The organism is Corynebacterium dentalis (assembly GCF_900232865.1).
Taxonomy (GTDB): Bacteria; Actinomycetota; Actinomycetes; order Mycobacteriales; family Mycobacteriaceae; genus Corynebacterium; species Corynebacterium dentalis.
In genome coordinates this window covers 1-24900 of record NZ_OCTS01000011.1, presented here as the reverse complement: position 1 = coordinate 24900, position 24900 = coordinate 1, and the positions used below count along the sequence as shown (strand labels likewise).

Sequence of the window (24900 nt, the reverse complement as noted above, 5' to 3'; positions counted from 1 at the left end):
AGGTTCTCTGCCAGGATACGGTCCTCGACGAGGCGGACCACGCGGTCCTTCGCATCCTGGTCAAATTTCTTTGGCATGTTCCAGATTTTCCCATCTACTCAGACGGAACAAAACCTGGGGCACTTCAATCAACACACCGGAACAACCCGGCACCACGAACACCAGGAGATAGGTATGAGCCACACGCTCACTTTCAACGCAAAACCAGGAACACGAGTCACCAACTACGACGCGTTCAACCTAAAACGATTCGCAATCGCAGATGACATCGACTCCGGCGCAGAAGACGCCCAGGTAAAAGAAAACGGCACCAAAGTAGAAGTGCACTTCACCTTCAAGCCAAACGCCTACCAGCGCAACCTCATCGAAGCGAACATTCAAAAACACTTCCCAAACCTCTACCTCAGCTAACAACCAAACCCCACACCTCACCCCGAGGCAGTGGGGTCGGGCCCTGCTGTGGTTGCAGCTGAAAATGCCACACCAACCGCTGTACCAGCGCTGCACCCACCGGCTGCTTATTATCTTTGACTGACTGCATTACAACTCAGCTCCTTGACCTGGTGATGGGGCCACGCTGGGCATGTCGTTGCCAGTGTCGGTTCCCAGCTCCATTGCCTTGTCCTGGCTTGAGGATTCTGTGCCTAGTGCTTCAGCGACATCACCACCCGCCACTGCACTCTGTCCAAAATCCGCCGCATCGATCAACTCCTGGTCAGCGCCATCTTCTACCAGGTCGCTGACAAGATCAGCGCCAGCGTCCGTCTCCGAGTCCGCAATGGGGGATACTCCCAGCTCGCTTGCCCTGCTGTCGACAGCTTCCACTACCTCATCGACGGCGGCGACACCTCCCACTGCCGCGACCGCTGTAAATGCGGCATCCATGGGGGACGTATCAGCGTGGGTGGACTGGTTTGTTCGAGCGTTAGCTGATTCAGCGTCCTGGCGAGCTTCGCGTGCCTCTGCTTGGGCATCCAGCGCGGCATCTTGTGCAGCGATCGCTTCTTCGCGCGCTGCCGCCACTTGGGCTGTTGCTGCTGTTGAGGCGTCGGTGGTCTGGGCAGGTGCCGCCGCCGCATTTTCAGGTGCGGCGACTGGCGGGCGGAATCCTGTTTCTTGGGGCCACGTGCGTCCCATGGTGTTCCACTGGCCTTGGGTTTTGCTCATCTCTCGACGTCCCAGCTCGGCGGAGATCCGGCGAGCTTCCGTACCGACCGTCTCCCCTGCCAGGGCTCGAGTATTCACTGAAACCATGTATCCCGAGAGCTGTCCTGGAGTCATGCGCCGCAACTGGCGACGGCCAGGAGCCTTTGTTCGACGGGCTCCGACTTGCCGCGGATTCGGGCGGCCCGTCCGGCCCATGGCCGTGCGGGTGCGCAGGTCTCGCATTGTCTGTGCCCCTGAACGGTGCACCGAGACGAAGGCTTGCTCTAGTTCTTGATCAAGTTGTTGTAGCGGATCCATTGTTTACTCCTTGTTTTCGTCTGGTTCGGCCAGCTTCTGGCTCAGCGGCACGACAGTCAGAGGGGTATCTGGCTTATGACTGGTGGTGCAGCGGGTGAATGGCCCGCGGCCGCTCATCAGGAAGTTCATGTGATAGTCGCCAATGGTGCGCATCCAGACTTCCTCGCCGGTGGCGGGCATCTCGGCGCGCATGTTCTCCCAGGTGACCCACATCAGGGTCAGACGTCGCATCGCTGCCTTGTGGAGGTAGAACTGCTCGCACCACCGCAGTTCCTGAGTCATTTGGGTGCCGTAGAGATCCACGACGACCCGGTCAACGAACTCGAAGACGTCACTAAAGCGTGTCCGTGCGGGCAGTTCCAGTTCTCGTGCCAGTTGCGCCTGTGCGTGCTTGTCTGCCAGTTTCTCGAGGCGGCCTGCAACCTCATCACCTGTGCCGTTGAGGTTGGTGAACGCTCTTTTTGATGGCTCGAGCACCACCGCTTCAATCTTTTGCTTCAGAAGATTTGCGAGAGTCTTTTCAATGGCTTTGTGGATCAGTGTTGTCATTGTTTCCTCCCTCTACTGCTCCGCTGCCGCAAGAGCGGCCGCATCCTGCTTGGCTTGTTCAATCAGCTTGCGCTGCGCCTCGATTTCTGGGCGGAAGGTACGTTCCCAAAACGGAATCGTCTCCACCAACACCGGGCGTCGCTTTGGTGCGATGACCAGCATCATGTGCGGGTCCATATCGCGTAGCTCTGCGGCGGTCAGGATGGACTTATCGTCGAGGGAGACCGACGCGGAGGTCTTATATGAATCGCTGTCTGAGCTGCGGCTGACCTTGCGGGATTCGTACTCGCCGATGAGCGTTTCGATCTCCTTGAGATACGCGGAGTCCTTGATACCGCCGCCAATCATCAATGCAGCATTGTCGCGGAGCACACCAGCCTTATTCTCTCCCCAGATTTCCTTGGCCTGGCCATAGGACTGAAGGATCGAGGCAATGATGATTCCCTTGGAGCCAAAGTGTGAGTAGGCATCCGGCATTCCTTGCCACGTCACGGTGTTGGCGATCTCGTCCAGCGGCATCATCAGCGGCGTCTTCAGACGTCCACCCTGGCGGAATGCAGAGTATTCCGCAGCCTCAGTGACCCAGACCGTCAGCAGGATCACCAAGAGTGAGGCTGAGCCTGCGCGGCGCTTGTCCGAGAGCAGGTACAGCGTGGGGCATTCTCCCCGATCGTGGGCTGCGATGAACTCGTCGGGGCTGAACTTTGGCACATCGTCGGATTGTGGGCGGGTCACCCAGTTTTGGAACACCTTCGTGGCCAGCGGGGTGACCATCGACTTCATGGAGAAAAACACTCCCGAGCGAGTGCGATCGACCAGGTTGTAGCTGCCGTTGGCCAGCATGGCCATGCTCGGCCAGTCGTGGCGCTTGAGAATATCTACGATGGATCGGTCGGATTCATCGTTAGCCCAGTCGAGCACGTCGGTAATGGGACGGTATTCCACCGCCGCGGCCAGCAACATGCAGGCCAGCAGTTCAGCACCGCTATTGCGCCACATGGCGTCATCGCCACCAGATCCCACGGACACGCCCGCATCGTCGGCGAACAATCGCGCGAGATCGCCTGCTGCTGAGTCCCACTCGTCGGCAGGGCGACGGCGGATGTAGTCCAGGGGATCGACCCAGAAGGCAGGCCGGGCATCGCCGCCGGTGTAGATCCTTTGTGGATCTCCTACCCAGCAGGTGCCGATAGCTTCACGCAAAGCGATGGTGTCGCCAATCAAGTCCGGCTTGTTGGAGGTCGCCACGACTGCGCCTGGGGCATCGAGCATCATCGGAAACACACGCCCGGTGGTTTTACCGTAGCGCGCTGGCCAGGTGTCCAGCATCAGCGTTTCGTAGTCCAAGTAGATCTCTTTGCCGGTGCCCAGCTCGCGGCCGACCAGTTGGCCGGGGCTCGCCCACTCAGGAAGATCCATGTTCAGGTGTTGCTGGGACTGGGTCACAGCTTTGCGACCCATCTGCTCAATCTGAGCACGGCTGGCCAGTGACTTTGTCGCGTGGCGCACCGACCCGCCACGTGAGGTGCGGGCACGGGAGCTGCGTACCAGCCAGAGCACCAGGCCGCCGAGCGCGGCGAGGATCACAGCGCTGAGGATGAATCCGAGGATGCTGTAGTGCTGTGCGTGGGCTGGTTTGAGCAGGCCGATCAGGTGCAGCAATGGGTTTACGGATACGCCCGGCCCGCTGAGTGCTTGACCTGCCCAAAAGATCAGCCACAGACCTACGAGTACGCCGCCGAGGAGATAAGGGCCTGCCCAGTACGGCATCCCTAAGTGGTCACTGCGATTTCTCACACTCGTTGACATGGGTCTAGGCTTCCTCGTCGGTTTCGGTCTCGACCAAGGCCGCCAGTTCAGTCTCAGGCACATCGCGCAGGTTGCGGAAGCCGCCCATCTGCGCCATAAACAGTGCCTTATCCGCGTCCTGGTCGACGGTGATACTCAGTGCCACACCCTGGCGGGCTCCCGCCACGCGCAGGCTGTCTTCGTCCAGGTCGGGGCAGGAAGTGGTCAGCCACAGCGCAATATTGTCGATGCCCAAGGCCTTGCGCGCTGTCGCGGCGGCATACACCGCCTTATCCGCTGCGGATTGCTCGGCAGAGACGAGGTCGCCTTCCTTGCGGATGCGCTCGAACTTGGAGCTGAATCGCCCGAACCACAGGGCAGTGCCTTCGTCATCGGTAATGGCGAAGCTGGCCTCATCGTCCTGCTCTACTGCGGCGCATTCCAGCTGAATGAACGGCAGGCCTTCGGCGTTCATCTCCATTTCCTGAGCCTGCTCGAGAAGTGCGGCGTCGCGTTCCTTGATCGTTTCTTCTCTAAGGCTGTTGTAGTCCACGCCGATTTTGCGCAGGGATGATTTGAATTTTCCGAAGTCTGGCCCGTTGTCCATGCCGTTGTCTTCTGCCCACTGGCGCAGCGTGGTGTGGTCGGGTGCTGCTTTCAGTTCGTCTTTCGCGCCGAAGATCATCTCGTCGATTTCGTCCCAGCGCTGCTTGTCAGCCTTGCTCAATGCCATGATGTGTCCTCTTTCTTGGAGTGAAGCTCGTTGTGTGATGGTGGTGTTAGTAGTTGACGTGGGTGATCTCGTAGTTTGCTGCCTTCCACATCCCCTCCTCTCTGACCATGGAGACGGTGGCCACGCTGGAGCGGTACGGTGTCATCTCCCCGTCGGGGTGAATGACCTTTTGCTCCATATCGACCGTGACCTCCGCTGTAGTGGCATCCTCAGCAACCGGCTCCGTGCCGGGAGCCCGAGTCACGAATCCCTGCACGCGGTCGCCTGACCGGGCCCAGGACTGCCATTGCTCGGGCCAGGTCTTTTTGCTCATCTCGTCAGTGGGAGGATTTTGTGCCACGCGGAGCAACTGGCCGCTCAGGCGCTCTTCCACGGTCGCGTACTGGTCATAGGGACTGGTCTGCTCGGCGGGGCGCATCGACAACAGGGCAGACATGATGCCCTCCGCTGCCACCAGCACGTCATCGGCGGCCGGATCAATGCGCTCATGTGCATCGGTGGCCTCCATCGCGGGTTGCTCCGGTTCGCTCTGCAATGAGGTCGCGGCCCATGCCAGGCCACCGAGCAGGACAACCAGCGTGATCACCAGCAGGGTAAAGATTGTTGAACGTTTCATCAGGGGTATCTCTTTCTTCTAGACTTTTTCTTCAAAATTCTTTGCCGAGGCCGGGATGACTTCGACGTAGTGCTGAGTTTCTGCAAAGGGCGGCACACCACCGGCGTTGTCGACGTTGCCTTCACCGGCGTTGTAGGCCGCCAGCGCGAGCTGGAGCGTATCGCCCTTCCAGGCACCTGAGGCCTTCTTGCGTTCGGCGGTGGCGATGTTGTTGCACATCAGTCGAGCCATGGCCATGGTGGCGTCAGCCTCCGAGTTGATGTTTCCTTCACCAGCCGCACCCACTTTTCGTCCTTGGTCATCGACTTTGTATCCCCAGGTTGCCCACGTTCCTGGCATGAACTGGCCAGGGCCCTGCGCGCCCGCGGGCGAGCCGATGTTCTTCTGGAATCCAGACTCTTGCTTCATCTGAGCTGCGGCCACTGGTGCGGGGTATCCCTTGCACTCGCGGCCTGCGATCCGCAGCCACTTGACGAACTCTGGCGGGATCTGGCCATCTTCTAGGGCCACATCGACTCCGTCAGCACTGCCCGCGGCGCAATCGGGATCGCCAGAGACCGCACCGACGGTGGCGTTGCCTCCCTCAGGTGCAGGCCCGTATTTCTGACCTGGCTTGGGCATACCGTGGCCCTCGGTGGTCACGTGGACGTGATCGAAGTGGTTCTGTGTCAGCGACCCGCGATCCTCCATGAGGTTCGGTGTGCCCTGGCTCGGGATATACGTCTGTCGCCAGATCATGTACTGGATGTGGAAAGCATCCTTATTGGCAAACAGATACTCCTTGATCGCGTCGCCCAACTTTCGGCCTTCATCTGATTCATAGTTGGGGATCATGATGTCGGCCGCGCGTCCGGACGGGTGATCAGGATAGGTGTCGAACTCGCGCCAGCCACCGATCGTCTCAACCTGGGGGAACTTCTGCGCGACCGCTCGCGCGACGCGAATCGTGTCGACCTGAAGGTGCTCCTCCGACTGAATCTTGTCAGAGTCGGGCAATTCACCACCGGAGGTGGGCTTTTCCTCTGGCTTCTTGGCTCCGGCCGAGGCAGATTCCGACGACTTATCGGAGGGCGTTGCCGCCGCGTCGTCGGACGGCTTGCTGGAGGCGCGGCCTCCACCAGAGCGCGCCTTGTCGACCCACGGTTCGGGGTCGATGCTGGAGCCGCCGAACCGGCCACCATCCCAGATCTCGAAGTGCAGGTGTGCGCCAGCCACGCCTGGTGGATCGACTTCGCCGTTGTAGCCTTCATCGGCGATGTACTGGCCCTTTTTGATTTTGTCGCCAGTCTTGACCTTCAGGCCTTCATCGAAGATGTGGCCGTACACGGTGCTGTAGTGCTTGCCGTCGATTTCGTGGCCAATGACAATCCAGTTGCCGAAGCCGGTTGCAGGGCCTGCCTGCTCGACGACACCGTCAGCGAAGGCGTAGAGCTTATCTCCCACCGGACCTGCAAAGTCGATTCCCTCATGGTCGGGACGATCGGCAGATCGATACCCGGAGGTTTCTTTGCTCTTTGAGTCAGCGATCGGCTCCGCGAAGTCACCGTTGACCACGGGACTACCGCTACCGACTGATGCTGATCCTGGGCCCTCGCAGGTCTGTGGTTCTTCCACACCGGCAAAGACGGTCACCAGAATCGTGATCAGCAGGATGATCACCGCGATGATCACGACCAAGATCATCCCCATGCTGGATGTTTTCTTCATCGCCTAATCCACCATGACCGAGACGGTCTCGAACTCGGGGAAGCTATCCGACTCGTCATCGAGTGCGTTCAGCACTGCCGCGTCGTCGTAGCGCTTATCGGTGTTGTGCACGCCACTGGAGATTTCCACCGGAGTGCGCACCAGCTGGAAGGCAATATCTGCGCCGCGCTCATTGACCTTCATTACGAACTTTCCGGTTCCCGGCGGTGGTGGTGGCTTCTCGCCAGGACGCACTGCTTCACCAGCCACGGCCGGAGGGGCTGACCACGTCACCAGCATGTTTTGTGCAGCCTCGGACAGTTCCACCACATCACGGAGGCGATTGATCTCCTTTTTCGGCAACGGGCCGAAAAACTTCACACGGGAACGCTCGATGAGACCGTCAGCCTCATTCTGCGATTGCTTGGAGTCAAAGGCTGCCAGGTCGGCAATAGAGTGCGTGATCATCACCAGCTCGGTGGCCGTCTGACGATTCAAACGGGAGAGCTGATTGACTTTGGAAATCATCGACGAGTGTGACTGCAACACCTGCCATAGCTCATCCATGATGATCTGGAACGTACGCTTACGTTCCAGTCCGACATCCGCAAGGTGGTGTGCGGCTTCCACTGCGCCAAACCCTTCACCCCAGCAGGCCAGCAACACAGCTCCACGCAGCGGGGATGCATCCGAGTGCGGAATGTTGGACACATCCACATCGATGGCCGCCGCATCCAACTGAAGACGAGTGGTCGTGTGACCATTAAAAATCTCCCCGAACTCGCCGCGGATCAGTGCGCGCAAGGAGCGCACCAGCGGCTTAATGTCCTGGCGGTACTCCTCCTCAGCACGCAGGCGATCCTGCTCGGAAGCGTCTTTACCGTCGCGAGGATCAATGCCTGCATCCAGCATCATCTCCGAGCTGGGCATGCGGATCAGCTCATACAGATCTTCCAGCAGAGGTGGCTGATCGTGGGTAAACCCACCATCCTCATACAGTCGGCTGATTGCTGAGGCGATCATCGTCTCCTCAAACTCATTGATGGCCGAGCGGCGCACCAGTTGCACCAACGAGGCGACCATCATTGTTTGACGGGAACGCAGCTCTTCTTTGACCTTGCGGGCTCGCGTGTTGACTTCCCGAATCCAGTCCGAGCGCGCGTCCGCGCCCATCTGCCGCCACCGCTGGGCAAAGCTCGGCATGACCAGCTCGTCGATCTCCCGCTGGGAGATTTCATCACGGCGTTGTTCAGCGTCTTCCAGTGTCTTTGCCAGAGCTGCAATGCGGTCACCAGCGACACCCAGCAGGCCCACATCCAGTGGATTGAGGCTGCCCAGGCCATGGCCCAGCTCGATGATCTGGCCCATCGGATTACCCTGGGCATCGGTCATTGCTTCGACCTGATCACGGAAGTCGGGTTTGCAATCGCCGAGTACCAGCGAGGTACGTCCTTGTGCCACGGCACCGCTTTGTATGCGGCGACCCAGCGTTGACTTGCCGAAGCCGTTGAGCGCAATGATCATCACGATGGGGGCAGTGATCCCGCCACCACGCAGTTTGTAGCCGGTGGCATCAAACTGCACGGGCTCGCCCGTCATCAGGTTGTAGCCAATCGGGGGGCCGATTGGTGGCGAGCCAGCACCCACTGACCAGGGGTAAAAACCGGCAACGACATCGGTCGTGCCGCGGGCTTCAGGCATCGCTCCGACTGAGAAATCCGGGCCGCCGAACTCTCCGACCATGCCACGTGGCGTCATGGTGTGAGGTTTACGCCAGACATCCCCGTCCACCTTGGCGTTATCTCCGAACTTCACGCGTCGATAATTCGCATCTCGAGTCAGCAGCTGCCGGGCCCACACCGCCGACGGCCCTGAACCTTGGGCCTTGCGATTGAGCTCCTCGAGACGCCACTCGGTGTAGACACCATCGGCTGTATAGCCTTTCTTGGGGGTCTTCGGCTTCTCAATCTTCTGCTTTTTTGCCATCATCTGTCCGCCCCTTCCTTTAGCCCTGCACCAGTGCCGCGGCCGACAGATGCTCTGGGATGTTGATGCCCAGGCCCAACGCGGCAGCAAAGCTCAACTGCTGCGAGCAGTATCGGCGCCGCAATTGAATACGGGAACGCTGCGACAAGCTCTTCAAAATGGCTTCCGCATTCGGCATCTTGTCCACCGTCATACGACCTGACTCATCCAGATCCTGTGCAGGTTCAGTGACCGTGACGAGCAAGCCAAATCGAGTCAGTCCATGACCCAACGCTTCTGCCTGACGTGCCTGCTCAGCTGATGCCTCATCCTGTTCGGCGCGAGCACTTGCCGATCCGCGACGCCCGCGCTCTTGCTTGGTGCGCTCACGCTTGTTGATTGCATCCGAGTCCACGAGCTTGGCTGCTTCTGCTGCCGTGTGAGGTCGGTAGCACACCGCCACTCGCTTGGTCGATAAGTCAATGTCCTTCATCAACAATCCGCGTAGCACGCGGTGGGGCACATAGCCACGAGGTGGGATGACCATCTCCCAGGTTGAGGACACTGAGCCATCGTGGACGTAGTAGTTCGGGGTCTGTTCAGCCTGCGAAGGCCCAGCATCTGCCCACTCAATCTCATGGCCACGGCTCGTGGCCGACAATGCCTCAATTTCAGGATGCAGTGATGAGCTGTACGCCCGCTTGGCAACGGTCACAAGATCATCAATGGCCAAAGGACGGGTGTTCTGCCCCGCGTACTCAATCTGCGATTGCAACAACGGCAGGCGCACCGCCAAATCCTTAGCCTGCGCAGAGACGTCACGCCGCTTTTCTGACGTCGTGGCTTTAAATGTGATCGACAGCCGAGCTTCCAGCTCAATGCGCTGAGACGAGTGCATCTCAGCTGCTTCCACCATCACCTGCTGCGCAAATACCGGGGCATCCAGTTTCGTAATCGAACGGACTTCCTGGCGAACCTTCATGCCCGTCGACGGGAACGTCTCCACCACTGCGGTTGCGGCGACAACATCGCCCTCTGCTCCCAAGTTGGACAGGAAGGCACCCCACTGATCCACCCAGGAATCCATCACGTCAGAGTCGACCAACTGATCACCCTGCGGCCAGATGCCAAACACGACCGTGTACTCGCTGCGTTGTGGATCATGCAGCATCGCAAACGGCTGATTGCCGCCGGTGTAGTGCTCTGATACTTCCAGTCGGCCCAGCACGCCCGGAAGAGCGTAGCGCCCTCCCGGTACTCGTGAAAACGGGCCAGAGAGATACTTCGACAGGCCCTTGCGCTTTGCTCGCTTGAATTCCATTCTTAGTCCAATCCATTCACTCACTGGGCGGCCCTGGGGCTTGAGCACCAACAGCACGCCACCGATAATTCCTGCAATAGCCACGGGGCCAGCGACAAACCAACTGACTACGCCGCCCAAGAGCACGACTAGGATCACCCACACGAAGAACGCAGCCGTCACCGGTGCGGTCAGACCAAAAAGTCCCTCCGAGCGCGGCATCGTCCATCCGCCGTACATCCTCAACTGCTTTTTCTCTGCCATACTTCTCTCCGCTAATGTAACCCTGCCTTACATGTCTACTACCTTACATGCCAGGGTGCTTACATTGTGTATAAAGAAGCCGCCAGCGTCGACTGGCGGCTTGAGTGTTCACTTACAACCTGATCGACAGTGCGTGCGCTTAGCGCAAAACGCCTGAGGGAGGCTTCGAGGTGGTTGCCTTTAACTGAGTGATCGGCGCTTTTCCTCCACCGATGACAGCCGAAGGAGGAGTCCGACGACGATGCGCGCCACCAGCTGCAACACCTGGGGAGCGCTGTCCTGCCGCCCGAGGGGACGCGCCAGCAGTAGATACTGGCCTGCCGGACTCTGCCCCCTTAGCTCCTCCGGACGTGGCTCCTGCGGCAGCGCCCGCAGCTCCAGCAGCAGCTAGTTCACCACCACCAGGGGCTACTGGCGTGGCTCCAGCATAAATGGCTCCACCAGGATCTCCCCCGCTGTCTCCTCCCGGAACACCCATACCTGCAACGGCAGGTGAGGAATCGGCTTCTACCGAACGCGCAGCGGGAGACCCGCCAGCCATCGCAGCGCTTGGAGAAGACTCAGGCACACCAGCGCCCCCGCCTCCACCGGCAGGCCGCGGACTAGGGCCAGACTCGCCACCACCGCCAAATCCACCGCCGCCGAAGCCGCCACCACCTCCACCGCCAGAGCCGCCGAAACCACCCACGGCAGGCGAGCTCTTACCGGTAGACATCCCAGCCATGCCTGTTGGCTGCGATCCAGCCAACGCGCGAGAAGTGCCACCCGTGGCGGCCATCATCGCACCACCGGCCGCCAGACCGATGGCACCACCGGCCACCTTCATGCCTGACGGGCCTGCCAAGGAACCAGTTCCTGGGGGGCTCAGCAGATTAAGCAGCATCGGCAGTACCAAGATCGGCAACATGAACAGCAACAGGGCGACGATCACCGAAAGAGTGTCGTCCTTCTTGATTTCCTTAATCGCCAAGAACGGAATGGCGTACAAGATAGCGGCCACCAGCTTGTAGAGAAGCAGGGCGATGGTCATGCTCTTAAGCTTTTCCCACATCTCCTTGCCCATGGGCAGACCGCCACCGGCGGCCACCATCGGCGCGAAGAGAGTCATGAAGATCAACAGTCCTTGGCGCACAAACAGCAACAGCATTTGGATTGCCGAGGTGATGATCACGATGATGCCGAAGATAAGGACAATGCCCAGCGTTCCACCATTGCTTAGAACAGCAGGTGACGCGAAAGCTGTTTTCATCGTCCAGTCATCAGCCGTCGACTGTTCCAACAGTCCTCTCACGGAATCGGAGGCTTGCTTCGAGGTTTCATCAAAGATCCACAGCGATAGACCGTCGATCACACGAGTGACGCCAATAATCAACGCGGCCCAGACCGTCACAGCAAATAAGCTGCGCCCCAGTGTCATGCCTGCATCTTCAGTAATGTCGCCAAGCTCTTTGCCCTTGGACAGCATAAAACGAGCAGCAATCGCAAGGATCGACATCACTGCCACCACGAGCTGTATATAACCGAGGTAGCCGTTAAGCTCACCGATCAGCCCCTGATCCTGATCACCGGCGTTACCATCTCCCAGACTCAGCACGATCGAACTTGGCGTGGTGATGAACAGGCCCAGCATCCACTGCATCATCTTCAGCGCCGATTCACCGATCGCCGCCACAATCTTGCCGAACTGGCCTTCAACCAAGTCCGACGTTTCTTGCTTGGCTTCCTCCACGGTCGACTTACCCGCCACTAGGCCAGCAGCAGTTCCCGGGTTCGCTGTCATCGCGCCAACACCACGACACTTATCTGACGTCACATCGAGATTCTTTAAACAATCTAAGCTAGCCCCACCTAGAGCACCAGCATTATCTTTCAGTCGATCCAAGATATTTGGATCTTCCTTCTCATCGGCTGGCTGCGAGTCCGCCGCAGCTGTCTCGGATGCAGGCGCCGACGCTTCATCTTGCGCCTGAGCAGGTGGAGCTAAACCGACAACTAGCAATCCAGCGAAGATCATCCAGACCATCCGCCTGGCTATGAGGATTAGTTTTGATCCCATGTCCACGCCTCCTTCGGCAATGTCTCCACAGCAGAGACCTCTGGAGTGCCCGAAATGCTCAACTTCCACTGATCATCAATCCACTGAAAGTCTTGAGTTATGGAGACCAGCCCCTCGGTTCCGTCTTGCCTTTTACCAAACGAATACAGCGACACCCTCGCATAGTCATCGCGGATCAGATCCACCTTCGCACCTTCGGAGGCAGGCCCCCGTCCGACCTTGTGCACTGAGCGCAGCGTCTCTTTATCCTGCGCAATCTGAGCCGCCACAGATTCAACTCGCTTACGGGTCTCCTCTGTCGCCCCCACACTTGCCTTCTCAATAAATTCAGGATAGTTGGGTGAAAATGCAGCAGCCGTGTAAGCAGCAGCAGCCAAAGCAACTCCAGCCGCCGACTGGGTGTATCCAGTCGGAACCATCCCGTCAAAGCCTGTGGGCCCGTCAGATTCAGAGAACGGAACAGGCTCAACCGGCGAAAAATCAACGAGTTGAAACACAACCCCTTCCGGCTCAGAGGTCTTTGCTTCTTCCGATCCTGGTTCATACGAGCGGGTCTCCGTTGACAGGATCTGTCCCTTCGACTCACTAGCTTTCGGCTGGAAAATCAGGATGCCGTTCGGGTCAGCTGCACGTGCTTCCCACTCGAACCTCTCCTCCACAGGTCGGTTATCTTCCGAGGACACCACCTGCTCAGAGGCCGTGTTCTCTTCCTCATCGTTGCCGCACGCGGTGAGCACACTGCCCGCAAACACCGCGGAGAGCACAACACCGCCGACACGGCGCATTGTCTTATTCATCACTTAGCCTCCAGGGGCACCATGTCGTCAGGGAAATTGTCAACAGCTTTGACCGATCCACCGGCATTGCCGTCATCAGGCAAGTGGATCTTCCAATCGCCGCCGGTGAAATCCATTGCGTATGCGTTTGATGCTTTTGACCCATCGGTGTACGAGGTGAACACCGTCACCTCGGCGTGCTCATCGGAGTAGTCGTTGAGTTTGTACCCGTTGAACGCCGTTGGCAGGAGGGACTTATCCATGCCCTGGCCAATAATCGAGACACGTGCCTGCGTGAACAGGTCACGCCCCTCCGTGGGGGCAAATGCCGCTGCGGCCGCTTCCTCCCAGTGCTTGTCGTCAGCCAGGATCGGTCGGATCGACCCGTTGACTGCCGCTAATGCCGCGCCCTGCGGGGAATGTTCCCATCCAGAGGCGTCACTGTAGGTACCAACATCACGTGGGCCATGCACCGACGAGACGGGCAAGCTCACACCCTTGACCTTGCTCCAGGACAGTTTCTGCGGCGGAGCCGACAGATCAGGACCTTGAGACCCAGTGGCCTCCTCGTCGCTACCACACGACGTCATCAGCAGCGCACTAGCCATCAGGACTGCACCTGCTGTGACGCGACGGTGAGATGTTCGACTACCCACGTGTGTTCTCCTTTACGAATTGTTTGCGTCTACCTGCCGACCATGAATACGGCCCACGTACCGGCGGTTCCGGCGATTATTCCGCCGATGATCAGGCCGATGATCTGCACCACGGGTGCATTCTCGTCGGGGTTTCCTTGCCATCGATGCCAGCCGAAGAGGGCGCCGATCCAGATCAAACGTCCAACGGCCAAGACCATCAGAAGCCACAGGAACCAGCCCAGGTATGTCGAGACATTGCCGGTGACTTCAGCAGGCGGAGTCTTATAGTCGGCAGCCATGTTCATCAGGACGTTGGTCATTGGCTTTAGTTACCCACCGCAAAGGCCATCAGTGGGCCTGCTACAGAGCCGATCACGCCACCAACGATGGCCGCAATTACCCTTCGTGGTGCTTGGGCTTCACCGTGGCTCGACCACTTTTCCCAGCCGAACATTGCACCACCCCAGAGCAAGGCAGCAACACCGGCCACCATGGCGATCCATCCAAGGATGTTGACCAATTCCAGGATGCGATCTCCTCCAGGAGGAGGTGTCGGATTCACGTCGATTTCTTGTGCGAGCACCATCGCGTGGGCAGAGAGCGTGTTGAACATTGTTCTTACTTCCTTTTCAAATACTGGTGGCGCGGGGTTTACGCGCCGGAGTGAGAGGCACGAGAGGCTTCCCGCGCCAAGTCAAGAATGTCGGCTGCGGCGGGCAGAATGCCCAGCGCAGCGGGGGAATTTTTCACACGGCGAGCTTTGGCCTGGCTTTTGTCGTCCATGGCCAGCCACTCGGCAATGTCTTGGGGCTGAACTGTCTCTCGACGTTCGGGAGTGGTCAGGGCCAACTGCTCATTCCACTCCACGCGGATGACCTCGCCCGGCAAATTTTCATCGCCCAGGATTGCTAGCCGCTCTGCGATCACCTTGGGTGTGCGCTTGCCTGTCCACCCCGGCTGGGCGGGGCGGGTGACCACGGCCAGCAGCTCGGTGTTTCCTGCAAGCTCGTTGCGATGTTGCAGCACCAAGTCGTGGGCAGCGGAGAGGCCAGTGATGGTTTCTGCGGCACAGATGATGATTAGGTCAGACTCACCTTTGACCTCCCCGGAGGGGAAAATCTGACCAGCATCGCCAAGAAATGGCACCTGGCTCACCAAAGCAGTTGCCCCGGCCCCACCGTGAGCAGACACAGCCCACACACGTGGTGTTGTGCCCGAGGTTTCCAGTGCTTCGGAAGCCACAGGGAAACGGCGGTGCTCTGGCGGTGGCGGATACCCACCAGCAGGCCCCACCCAGCGCACGGAATCATTGTTTCGTGCCTGTCGGCTGCTCAACTGCGGTACTGCGGTCATGATTGTCCTTCGAGGTTGGAAAAACGGTCAGCGATCTAACCAGCGGTCACGGTCTGCGATGCGCTCGCGGCGTCCCGCTCAGTGGAGGTCTCCGTGGCGGATTCAGTGGTCTCACTCTCGGACGTCTCAGATGCGGACGCGGATTCAGAGTCGTCTGGTTTCTGTGCGGTATCTTGAGTCGCCGCCATTAAGAACTTGCGGATGTATTCCATCGCAGAATCGCCGGAGGCATTCACGGGCACGTGGTTGTAGCTGGAGTGCTTCTTCCAGTGCGCCCAGTAATTCACATCGGTGGCCATGCGCAGCAGACCCTCGTTGGAGTCCACCTCAGCCTGGGCGACCTCGAATGCGGCAGACGCGCCACGCACGCCCACCGGGGCCATCACCTTTGTGGCCGATGCAGCGACCTTGGCACCCAACACCGGCAGCGCAGCTGCGGGGTTGACCAAGCCAACGCCTGCCACCTGGGCGATCGTGTCTGGTGTAAACGTCTCACGCGCCACAGCAATCAACGCATTCACGCCCAGCAAACCGAGCTTGCCAAGAGCCTGACCGGCACTGGACAACGTTTGAGAGTCCGATGCACTACCCGTTCCAGCCACAGACAGTGCAGAGTTTCCCAAGGCAGATGTCGTTGCCGTGGTGCTGGAGGTGTCTTCAATGTCTAGACCAGGCTGCACAGCCGTTTCGGTTGCCTCTGGTGTTGCAGACTCGGAGGCGGTCGCGGATTCCGTACCGTTTCCTGCGAGTTCTTCTGGATCACGGGCTGCGGCATCCTCGAGACGCTGCGAGATCGTCTTCGATGGAGTGAAGCTCACCGAGTCCAGCGTTTCTCCCTGGACATCTTCGTTGACTGCCGAGCTGGCTGCCTCCAGTGGAGACATGATCAGCGCGTCGCTGAGCTGATCCATTGCACGGAAAGGATCACCCTTTATCGTCACCGAGGTCGCCAGCTTCGCTAGCGCTCGTGCCGCGGGAGCATCCGCTGGCATGTCGCACACCAGATCGCCGTGTTCGCAAAAGCTCACCACGCGACCATCGAGTGTCCCGTAGGACTGGACATGATCGCCGGTGGCGGTCAAGCCGGCCCCGTCAGGGACAGGAGCCGTGATCTCCTCCAACGCGTCGATCGCTGGAGTGTCAGCTCCGATGTCGACGCTGACGCGTCCACCTTCCGCAATGGGCTGAGCCTCCCGCCGTGCGGGAGCGCCCATGTTGAATCCCGCCAAGATTGACTCAGCAGGCACCGAGGATGATCCGTTGCCGACGTTTTCCAGGAAATGGTCTGTGACATCTGCGCCCTGGGAATACCCGATTGGGACGATGTAGGTGCTGGGGCATTCATCCAGAATTTCCGTTGCTCGAGTCTCGAGCGCCTTGATGCCGCCTGCAACAGAGTCCCGGTAACTCATCGTGCCCATGTTGGCGAATCCACCCCAGCCCGCGTCATACGGAATATATTCCCGCGCGAACTGGCCTTTCACAGCCTGGGCGTCGTCACCGTCTTTGAACGTGAACATCCGGCCCAGGATCTCTCCGAGGAAGCCGCCGTCCATGTCGCGCGGGGTGGTTAAACTACTCTGGCCGGTTCCCTGGACACCGAGGGCGAACACATCGACGCAACTGCCGGAGTCAGTCTTCGGGGAAACCGGATCACCGGCAGCCGTCGAGCTTGTCTCGGCGGATTCAGTGGTCTCCTCTAGCGAGGAAGGCTCCGTCTGACTTTCTGTGGTGGAACTGGTGGTGCTACTTGTCGTGGATTCTTCTGACTGGGCACTGGCGGCCGGAGCCATGCCTGCCACAGTCAGGAAAACAGCCGCGGTGGTTGCAACAACCCCTGTGACTGCTGTTCGTGCCGTCATGATTAATCCTTCTTCGCTTCGATTTTTTCAATGAACCAGCGCCCGGCCTTGTCGGCTCGGCCGGTGATTTTCTGGTGAGAGATCACGTCTTTGCCATTCATGTGCATACGGATCGTGGCCGTAGCAGTTGTGCCTACGGCTGGGGGCATGGTCATGCAGTACGAGTAATCTTCAGGCACTGAGTTCAAGATTTTCTCCCAGTCCTGTCCGCGCCACTCTTTGTTGGACGGCAGGATCAATGCCTTGATTCCTTCTGCATTGCGTGCCTCATACTCTTTTTGAAACGTGATGTAGGCACTGCGCAGATTTCGCTGAGATGGCGGCATCCGTTCTTGGTCTGGTTCGAGGTCACAGCCGTCGCTGACGACCGTGACGGAATCCTTGGGCATATCCGTGGCCAACCGGTCACGCGTGGTGGTGGCCGCTGCCTGGCCCGCACTGCTGTCCAGAGACGGTTGCGCAGGCGCAGTGTGATCAGCGGCATAGTCTGTGCCGAACGACTGGCCGACAACAATCGCCCCGACCAGCAGAGCAACGATGGTCAGCACACCAGTAGCGATAACCGCAGGTTTGACCCACGCGGGTACCTCACGGCGAGTTTTTACTGGCCGCTGTGGCTTCGGAGCTTTCGTGCCAGCCTCAGCTTTGCGTGCCGAGCTCTTCCTGCGCCGAGGTGGGGCCGGAGTCTCTTGTTGGTTCCGAGCGGCAGGAGCAGGCGCGGCAAAGAGATCATCCCAGCTATTGATCTCAGGGGCATCCACCTCATCGGTGTCATCGTTGTCTTCACGAGGGTCGTCCGCGGAATCCTCTACGGGCCCTGGCTCAGGATCTTCGACGATGCTCAGCCGCTGCGGAGCAGGTTGCTCTGGTGCGGCCTGCTTTTCGACAGGCTTGTCACTGGGCTTCGGTGAGGAAGGTTCATCGCCAAAGCCGTTGACCCATGAGATCAACTCTGGGATGTCATCCTCTTTAGGATCTGCCATTGTTTCTTCCCCTTACCGCGTCGTAATCACTACTTCTGTAGAGACTCAGCACCCCAGATGGCCGAGCCGTCCCATGGGCCGACGGTGCCGTGGTAGTCGCCGGATGCCGTGGCCTGGCGAGCGTTCTCGGTCACCTCTGCTGGTACAGCCTCGGATGCGGCGCGCAAACCGTCTGCCACTGGCTTGGCCAGAGTCAGAGTCTGTTCGTTGCCTGCGACAGAGAAATCGGCGGTGCCGGTCTCCAGGTCGTAGGTACCGACGGTGATTTCGGGTGCGGAGAACTCACCGAACTGGGTGTTGACGTCGGCATTGACCGTTGTCTTAAACGGCACGGTGACATATCCGGCGGTGGCGTCGACGCCTGGGCCGGTGAGCTCAGCCGCGCCCTCGGAGAGCACCACTGGCTTGGCTGGCACAACAGGTGCAGGGACGACAGGGGCTGGAGTGGTCTCAGCAACTGGTTCCTCAGCCGCAGGAGCAGCCGGAGCCTCGGCAGCCGGATCGACAGTTTCAGGTGCTGGAGCTTCGTCAACCGCTGGCTGCTCGACCACAGGGGCTTCTTCGACCGGTGCAGTTGTATCAACCGGCTCTGGAATCTCTTCGACCGGCGCTTCGATCACTGGCGGCGTGGTCTCTTCAACAGGAGCGGGTGCTTCCTCAACCGGGGTTTCGGTGCCCAGCTGAGGGGTCTCGTCAACAGGGGTCGGTGCTTCCTCGACTGGAGTTTCAGTACCTGGCTGAGTGCCCTCGACAGGCTCGGACGGGGTTTCGGTTCCCGGCTGCGCAGCTCCCGTGTCAGTCGAGGGAGTCTCTGGGGCTGGAGTTTCGGTGCCCGGCTGCACCACAACTTCTTCATCGGCCATTGCAGGCGCAGCGAAAGCAATCGCGCTCGACAACAGGCTGGCCACTGAGGCAGCAATCAGCAAGGGGGTCTTTTTACGGGTCATCTTCAAACCTTCTTGGGTCGTAGTGAACTAACAACCATGTCATTATATGACCATCGTATCCCTCTTGTCTACTGTGCACATGTCATTTAAATATCATTTAAGTTAGCTTATGTATGGTTTATTACGGCATCAAGTGTCGTTATTCCCCACTTCATTTTGAACTGGTGGCGCATTCGCGGTTTATTTGCACGGTTGTCTAGGCTGGTAGTCATGTCTCCTCAGTCTTCTCGCCCCTCGTTCGGTCGCGCCCTACGCGACAGACGACACGAACTTGGACTGTCTATAGAAGACGTCGCCGCACTTGACGGCCCGAGCCCGTCTTCTCTTAATCGCCTTGAGAACGACAAAGTGATCAACCCGCACCGCAAGACGATGCAGGCTCTTGACAGAATCCTCCAGTGGGATGAAGGAACAACACAGAGGCTTTTCCGCGACTCTCAAGCGCGAGACGAACACTCCAGCTCATCCAGGCCTGCGTTACTTATCCACGAGGATGAAATCGCCGAACTGATGACCTGGAACTCCCTGCTTGCTCAGCATCATCAACACACAGGAGACTTCACCGCCTCCACCTTCACAGACAAGATCACCGCGATTACCAACGCTTTGTTGGGTCGTTGGATAGACACCACGATCGAATCCAATGACCCTGTTGCACTGAGGCTTTTGACGAATATCGTCTCGAATCAACCGCTGGTTGCCCCTGAATCCCCCGATTACGACGGCCAGCTCTACCGCAGGTGGAGGCTTGGGCTCATCCCTGATGATCAGCTCGGCGATGACACTATCGCGCGTTACCGGCAAGGAAATCTTCAACCAACTCGGAGGTTCTGATGAATGCTAATGCCCTTCTGATTGAACGTACCCGTACTGCGGCAAGCGTCTATTTTCCTACAGGCACCCTGCCCGACATCTGCACACTTGAGGATTGTAATCGCGCTTGTGGTCAGATGAACATTGATCCGAAGGAACTAGTCAAGCCAGATTCTCGGATGTGGCAGGTCATCCTTATGTGTCAGCAGATGAAAGACGGGTCGGCGGTTTTTACCTTCCGAGGGGAAGGATCAGAGCAGATCATTCAGCAAACCATTGCTAATTCTCATCCACGAGACCGTGAGCGATCATCACAAGTTCATCCCACCCGTCGATGATGCGCGGTTCACTCATAGGCTGCGCACCCGCATCCAAGTCATAGATAGCCAGCGCCAGCGAGGATGAATCCTGCTCTGTGTGGCTTACCTTCCTTGATTCTGATGCCAGGAAGTCCGCAGTCTCTCGCACGACCACAATCCATGTGAAGTCAACCCCTCCCCATTTTCGCTGTTCAAGCACGTCTACGGGATCGCCCTGGCCGCGGCGTTCATAGAGCATTCGCCACAGCTGCAAGATCTTATGCTCACTGTCGCGCTCTGGCGAATCTTCCTTCCATCCAAGAGCAGCCAGGGCCACAGTGCTAGTCGCGGCAATACATGAGAACCACAACACGCCACCATCATCACGTCCATCAGCTCCCCCGTGCAGCCAAAACGCCACGACTAGAGACAGTGAGTCCAACGAAAAGAGCATAATAATCGCCTGGCTCAGCCACAGTCCGAACGACGACTCTCGGCGGTTAATCAAGATATGAAGCAATCCCTGGGCACACAGCACAACCGTGGCACTGCTAAAGAGAAGTAAAAACAGCGCGGGTAAGATTCCGCCCGCGTTTTCGATCCTCGAAAAAGAAGGATCTACTGACGCAGAAATTATGACCAGCAGGACTCCGACGCAGCAGACCAACGTCACTCTGAGATACAGCCTGCGCGACTGCCATAGTGCGCCCCACACGCTCGCACGGATCGCTTCGGTTAAAAACGCCAGACCTAAAAGACACACCGTCTGCGTTACACCACGCCACACCAGGTGCATCTGCATCGAGGCCATCCAATCAGTCACCGCCGTACTTTTCATTGTCTCGGCAATCAAGATTGAGACCAGCGACAGCGTCAGAAACTGTTGATAGCGGACATGAGCACGCGACCAAATTCCCGCAGCGATCAAGCCGCACACCACCAAAACACTCAGGTGCAACGGCTCAGCGATGCTTGTCGGCATAACCGGTTCCTCCAAATAGTCCTGAAAGGCGGCGACCACGATGTGACCTTCGCTCGGTGAGTAGCGCCCCCACTGCGCTGTGCTGACGCGCAGTACGAAGGATCATCGCAGACAAGAACTCAGCTTCTTCTTCGTCACTCATCGCCTGCTTGTCATCCACAAACTTCTGCACGAAAGAGGTATCAAGTCCCGGCCAAAGTGTCTCGACCTGAGAGGAAAGATCGCGGGCATTGCGAGAGCTCAATGCCCGATGGCGACACAAGACATGAGCCAACTCGTGGACAAGTACAAGCTCCTGAGACAGGCCATACGACGCGGTCTGATGCGCCGCAGGGACGCACAAGCGGTTGTAGTTCCCGATGCGAACACGCGAGCCACATACTCCAGAGACCGCAGACGCTTCGACAAAGACCACATCAATGTCTTCTTTGACTACACGTTGCACATTGCGAACCAGTGCATTGATGCTCCATTCCTCGCGTCGCCGCGGAGAAACGGTTTTTGCGAGACGTATGAGATAGAGCTTTCTATGCCACTGCACGATAAATCAGCTCACCAACAGCGGATGCTGGATTCAACGCTTCTGCCACTACAGCCACGTCGTAGACGGGGAAACGGTCTGCCCATCCCCAAGATTGGGCAGTGCGTTCAGCAAAAGGTTCAATCCAGGCATAATCAGGGCTATCTCTGATCTCAGCCATCTTGATGGCGGAGAGCTCTGCGGCATGACGCATTGACACCCACGACACAATGTTTGCACACGCCAAACTCGCAGCAGGATCTGCATTTCGATTAGTGTCTCTTAATCCAGCAGGTGCACCCTCAACTCCTCCTAAGGCAAATACCCGCGGGGATTGAACATAACGCGCACCACCCACACGGCTCAGTGCAGCAGCCAAGTTAGTTAACGGGCCGAGGCACATGATCGTGGACGAGGAAGATGTTAAGGCCCTAGCAATTAGATCAATTGCATCTACGGCCTCCACAGGGCGATGAACTCCGTCCCAAGCACCGTGTACTCCGTCGATTCCATGACGCCGCTCTGGCTGCCAGCCATATGGATTCAGCCCAGTGTGCACTGGTAGCCCCGTCATGAATCTGACCGTCTGAGCGGCCTGATCGGCACTGACATTGCCGCCCACCGTTGTTACCGTCAATGGGCATTGAGCCAAAGATTGGGCGACGCGGAGCGCAAGCACGTCATCCACTCCCCCATCGGTGTCAACTATTGTTGCCGTTCGTCCATCGGTCATCTTCATAACGTCTCACAATCTCAACCACTTTTCAGAACGAGCGTATAGTTATGATCATACATGCCATAAGATATGATAGTTTCTGGTAGATTTTGATTAGGGCGCGTTGCAAATAAACAACACCCAACGAACCTGTTGTAATAAGATCTACACCGCGTGGATGGACTACACCCCTCGTTCGAGTCAGGGGCACGCACAATCCCTATAGAGCATAGGGAAAACCCCCCGCATCATAGAGTTGGCGCTCTAGCGGAGGGTCTGAAAAAAAGGCGAATTTCGCCGGTAGTTGTCAGTGTACTACAGGAACGGTACACATCGCAGCTTTTCGGACGGTTCGCAGGAAAGGAATCCTGCCATGTAGCAACCCCTCCCCCGCGTCGCTCTTCTACTCCAGGGAAACCTATGCGAAAATGCGTAGATGACACTTGTGTAATTATCTGGAGGGCATTTACCGGCAGAGACAAAGACGTTTTTCGCACCTCACTTGCTAGGTGCTCAGTACAAATTTCATATGGTGACGATTTTTGAGTCGTGTCGCCAGCGCTGAGCGATCATCAGCGCCGCGAACTCTTGAGGCCTGCCTCACCAGCATTCCGTCAAGACAACGTGCTCACACGGCATGAAAAAATCCCCCCCGCGACCAACGAGGAGGATTTAAGAGAGTCGGTGAGAAGAAGTTACCAGCTTCTTCTCGAACAGAAATTGTCGCCCCAACCAAGGGAAATCAATGCCAATTGATGATCCCCAGGTTAGCCGTACCCTTGCCACAGATGCAAGCGGGCGCGACAACAACCTGGATTTTTTTTCACACACACACACCGACCCACCATCCGTATTCGACGCTGACCCGGAACTCCCGGCACTCTCCAAGGCCATCAAAGACCAGAACTATGCCTGGTCAGCCGACGATATGCCCCGCGTGGACTGGCAGGACGCCAACGACTGCGCCAAGGAACTCTCCAAGCTGCGCAACGCCCACCGCACGGTACAAAAGGCACGCACGAAGCGTGGCAAAGTCGCCGCCTGGGGCACCTACTTCACCCTGCCCAGTGATGATTACGCCACCAACCTCACCTGGCTCGCTGCCAACGAAGAGCGTTTCTGCACACTGATGGAAACCACCCAGATCATGCTTTCTGGTACGGTCTACGCCCTCAACAACGGCCAACCCGGCGAGGGCAGCTGGTGCCGCCTGCCCAAAGCCAAAGCCAAGCGCGGCCGGATCTACGGCAAAAAGCACTGGATCGGTGCCGCCACCCACTGGGTACTCGATCAACGCTCCCGGAACTCACTGACCTGCTCAGAGAACAATATCCGCGCCCTCATCGCCGCGATGGCTTCCCTGGCCCAACCCAACGGCCACTTCCTGACCGCCTCCAACGCCACGATCTGGCGTATCGCCGTTGCAGAGCACGGCTGCACACTGACCAGCGAAGAATCCGCCGCTAAGCGCGTCCAACACATCCGAAGCATCCTCAACAAAGAAGGCTTCCTCTGTCACCTCCGCGATGGAGGCAAACTGCGCGCCATCGAAACCTACGCCGCCTTCGTCCACCACGGCACCTGGCAAAAACGAGTCGGCAACACCTGCGATCTGAACATCCCCGACTGGGCTATCCCCCGCCACAACCCGGACGGCCCCGCCTGGAAACACGGACTCACCGAGCGCCTGGCAGCCCGCGATACGCGCTACTTCAACGGCATCCGATCCCGGATTTCTCACGCCATCGCCAGCGTCAAAAACTTTCTCCAGACCCCCTACACCGTAGGTTACGGTTTACTCTTCTCTTCATCTTTACAGAGGGAAACTCACAGCGCGCAGGCGCGCGCAAAAACCGAAGTTCAGCAGAAACAGACTCAATGTTCGCAGCGCGCCAGGATGATTGCCGACGATCTCACGCGCACTGATCCGCACCGCCCGTCAGCCAATGGCCCCTACCGCCATCTTCTTGGCCAAGACAAGGGACGGATGTCCCAAACAGCTCTGGCACGGTTGATCGATGCTTACGTCCCGGAGCACATCGACACCCCCCAACTGCTGCGCGCTATCGCAGCCAGCCAATACCGGCCAGACCATGGTCTCTACGCCCTGGGGTTAAAAACCGTTCCGACCAGCCCACATGCTTGGTTTACCACCGTGCTCACCCGCTGCGATTTCAGCGACGCCGCACTCCAGGCTGCACCGGCCTGGCACATCGTTGCCGAGCGCTACAGCGTCCACTGGTGCGGCACCTGGCACGACTGGAAACCCGTCATGCAGCACAAACACACTGCACACCCCGACCATCCTCCCCGCTAACCACTCTTTCCTGATTTACACTAAAACCAGCAGCCACCAGGCTAAAGACCACAGAAAGACACCCTCATGGCACAGGATCTGACCCAAGACACGCTGTTCCCCTGCCCCGACGACGCCGGATACCGCGCCCCCGACGTCTGCACACTGTGAAGTGCCCCAGGTTTTGTTCCGTCTGAGTAGATGGGAAAATCTGGAACATGCCAAAGAAATTTGACCAGGATGCGAAGGACCGCGTGGTCCGCCTCGTCGAGGACCGTATCCTGGCAGAGAACCT

Annotated in this window: 23 protein-coding genes; 3 read left to right on the top strand and 20 right to left on the bottom strand. The window is 58.4% G+C overall.

Features of this window, described 5'->3' with window-relative positions:
• The coding region (locus CS919_RS10370) for a hypothetical protein (protein WP_234990914.1) at positions 1-411 on the top strand (411 nt) is incomplete at its 5' end.
• Between the two features lie 129 nt (positions 412-540).
• Here CS919_RS10370 and CS919_RS10365 read toward each other — a convergent pair.
• From CS919_RS10365 to CS919_RS10285, 17 genes are all read right to left on the bottom strand, one after another.
• Positions 541-1464 carry a hypothetical protein gene (locus CS919_RS10365; protein WP_099299400.1) on the bottom strand — a complete coding sequence of 308 codons (924 nt, stop codon included), beginning with the start codon at positions 1462-1464 and terminating at the stop codon, positions 541-543.
• 3 nt (positions 1465-1467) lie between these two features.
• A complete protein-coding gene (locus CS919_RS10360; protein ID WP_099299399.1) occupies positions 1468-2013 on the bottom strand; it encodes a DUF4913 domain-containing protein in 546 nt (181 codons plus the stop codon).
• 12 nt (positions 2014-2025) lie between these two features.
• Complete coding sequence (locus CS919_RS10355; RefSeq protein ID WP_159460982.1) at positions 2026-3822, bottom strand: type IV secretory system conjugative DNA transfer family protein; 1797 nt, start codon at positions 3820-3822, stop codon at positions 2026-2028.
• Between the two features lie 4 nt (positions 3823-3826).
• The gene (locus CS919_RS10350; RefSeq protein WP_099299397.1) at positions 3827-4534 is read right to left on the bottom strand and encodes a hypothetical protein; all 708 of its coding nucleotides are present in this window, start codon (positions 4532-4534) and stop codon (positions 3827-3829) included.
• A gap of 46 nt (positions 4535-4580) precedes the next feature.
• Positions 4581-5150: a hypothetical protein gene (locus tag CS919_RS10345; RefSeq protein ID WP_099299396.1), complete on the bottom strand. Its 570-nt coding sequence runs from the start codon at positions 5148-5150 to the stop codon at positions 4581-4583.
• An 18-nt stretch (positions 5151-5168) separates the two neighbouring features.
• Positions 5169-6857 carry a VldE C-terminal domain-containing protein gene (locus CS919_RS10340; protein ID WP_099299395.1) on the bottom strand — a complete coding sequence of 563 codons (1689 nt, stop codon included), beginning with the start codon at positions 6855-6857 and terminating at the stop codon, positions 5169-5171.
• A 3-nt stretch (positions 6858-6860) separates the two neighbouring features.
• Positions 6861-8825, bottom strand: a complete 1965-nt coding sequence (locus tag CS919_RS10335) for a putative type IV secretion/conjugal transfer ATPase (RefSeq protein WP_099299394.1) — start codon at positions 8823-8825, stop codon at positions 6861-6863.
• A gap of 16 nt (positions 8826-8841) precedes the next feature.
• Positions 8842-10365 carry an SCO6880 family protein gene (locus tag CS919_RS10330; protein ID WP_143341801.1) on the bottom strand — a complete coding sequence of 508 codons (1524 nt, stop codon included), beginning with the start codon at positions 10363-10365 and terminating at the stop codon, positions 8842-8844.
• 139 nt (positions 10366-10504) lie between these two features.
• Positions 10505-12421, bottom strand: coding sequence for a hypothetical protein (locus CS919_RS10325; RefSeq protein WP_143341800.1), 1917 nt, complete (start codon positions 12419-12421; stop codon positions 10505-10507).
• Positions 12406-13218, bottom strand: a complete 813-nt coding sequence (locus CS919_RS10320) for a DUF8175 domain-containg protein (protein ID WP_099299391.1) — start codon at positions 13216-13218, stop codon at positions 12406-12408. Before CS919_RS10320 ends, CS919_RS10325 begins: the two co-directional genes overlap by 16 nt.
• Positions 13218-13853 (bottom strand): DUF8175 domain-containg protein, encoded by a 636-nt coding sequence (locus tag CS919_RS10315; RefSeq protein ID WP_143341798.1) that lies wholly within the window; start codon positions 13851-13853, stop codon positions 13218-13220. Before CS919_RS10315 ends, CS919_RS10320 begins: the two co-directional genes overlap by 1 nt.
• A 29-nt stretch (positions 13854-13882) precedes the next feature.
• On the bottom strand, positions 13883-14155 hold the full coding sequence (locus CS919_RS10310) for a hypothetical protein (protein WP_099299389.1): 273 nt from the start codon (positions 14153-14155) through the stop codon (positions 13883-13885).
• A 5-nt stretch (positions 14156-14160) separates the two neighbouring features.
• Positions 14161-14448 carry a hypothetical protein gene (locus tag CS919_RS10305; RefSeq protein WP_099299388.1) on the bottom strand — a complete coding sequence of 96 codons (288 nt, stop codon included), beginning with the start codon at positions 14446-14448 and terminating at the stop codon, positions 14161-14163.
• A 38-nt stretch (positions 14449-14486) separates the two neighbouring features.
• Positions 14487-15188, bottom strand: a complete 702-nt coding sequence (locus CS919_RS10300; protein ID WP_099299387.1) for a hypothetical protein — start codon at positions 15186-15188, stop codon at positions 14487-14489.
• A gap of 35 nt (positions 15189-15223) precedes the next feature.
• A complete protein-coding gene (locus CS919_RS10295; RefSeq protein WP_099299386.1) occupies positions 15224-17050 on the bottom strand; it encodes a cutinase family protein in 1827 nt (608 codons plus the stop codon).
• 2 nt (positions 17051-17052) lie between these two features.
• Positions 17053-18033: a hypothetical protein gene (locus CS919_RS10290; RefSeq protein ID WP_099299385.1), complete on the bottom strand. Its 981-nt coding sequence runs from the start codon at positions 18031-18033 to the stop codon at positions 17053-17055.
• Positions 18034-18062: 29 nt separating this feature from the next.
• A complete protein-coding gene (locus CS919_RS10285) occupies positions 18063-18980 on the bottom strand; it encodes a hypothetical protein (RefSeq protein ID WP_099299384.1) in 918 nt (305 codons plus the stop codon).
• A 210-nt stretch (positions 18981-19190) separates the two neighbouring features.
• Between CS919_RS10285 and CS919_RS10280 the strand changes: the two genes are divergently transcribed.
• Complete coding sequence (locus CS919_RS10280; protein WP_099299383.1) at positions 19191-19814, top strand: helix-turn-helix domain-containing protein; 624 nt, start codon at positions 19191-19193, stop codon at positions 19812-19814.
• 258 nt (positions 19815-20072) lie between these two features.
• On the opposite strand, the gene CS919_RS10275 is transcribed toward CS919_RS10280, so the two are convergent.
• Genes CS919_RS10275 through CS919_RS10265 form a run of 3 tightly spaced genes read right to left on the bottom strand, consistent with a single transcriptional unit; the run spans position 20073 to position 22327 of the window.
• Positions 20073-21074 carry a hypothetical protein gene (locus CS919_RS10275; RefSeq protein WP_099299382.1) on the bottom strand — a complete coding sequence of 334 codons (1002 nt, stop codon included), beginning with the start codon at positions 21072-21074 and terminating at the stop codon, positions 20073-20075.
• Entirely contained in the window at positions 21055-21615 is a 561-nt protein-coding gene (locus CS919_RS10270; protein WP_143341797.1) for a hypothetical protein, read from the bottom strand. The genes CS919_RS10275 and CS919_RS10270 overlap by 20 nt, the downstream gene beginning before the upstream one ends.
• Complete coding sequence (locus CS919_RS10265; protein ID WP_234990915.1) at positions 21602-22327, bottom strand: nucleoside hydrolase; 726 nt, start codon at positions 22325-22327, stop codon at positions 21602-21604. Before CS919_RS10265 ends, CS919_RS10270 begins: the two co-directional genes overlap by 14 nt.
• A 727-nt stretch (positions 22328-23054) precedes the next feature.
• On the opposite strand from CS919_RS10265, the gene CS919_RS10260 reads away from it, so the two are divergent.
• Positions 23055-24626 carry a hypothetical protein gene (locus CS919_RS10260; protein WP_099299379.1) on the top strand — a complete coding sequence of 524 codons (1572 nt, stop codon included), beginning with the start codon at positions 23055-23057 and terminating at the stop codon, positions 24624-24626.
• The last annotated feature ends 274 nt before the right edge of the window (positions 24627-24900 follow it).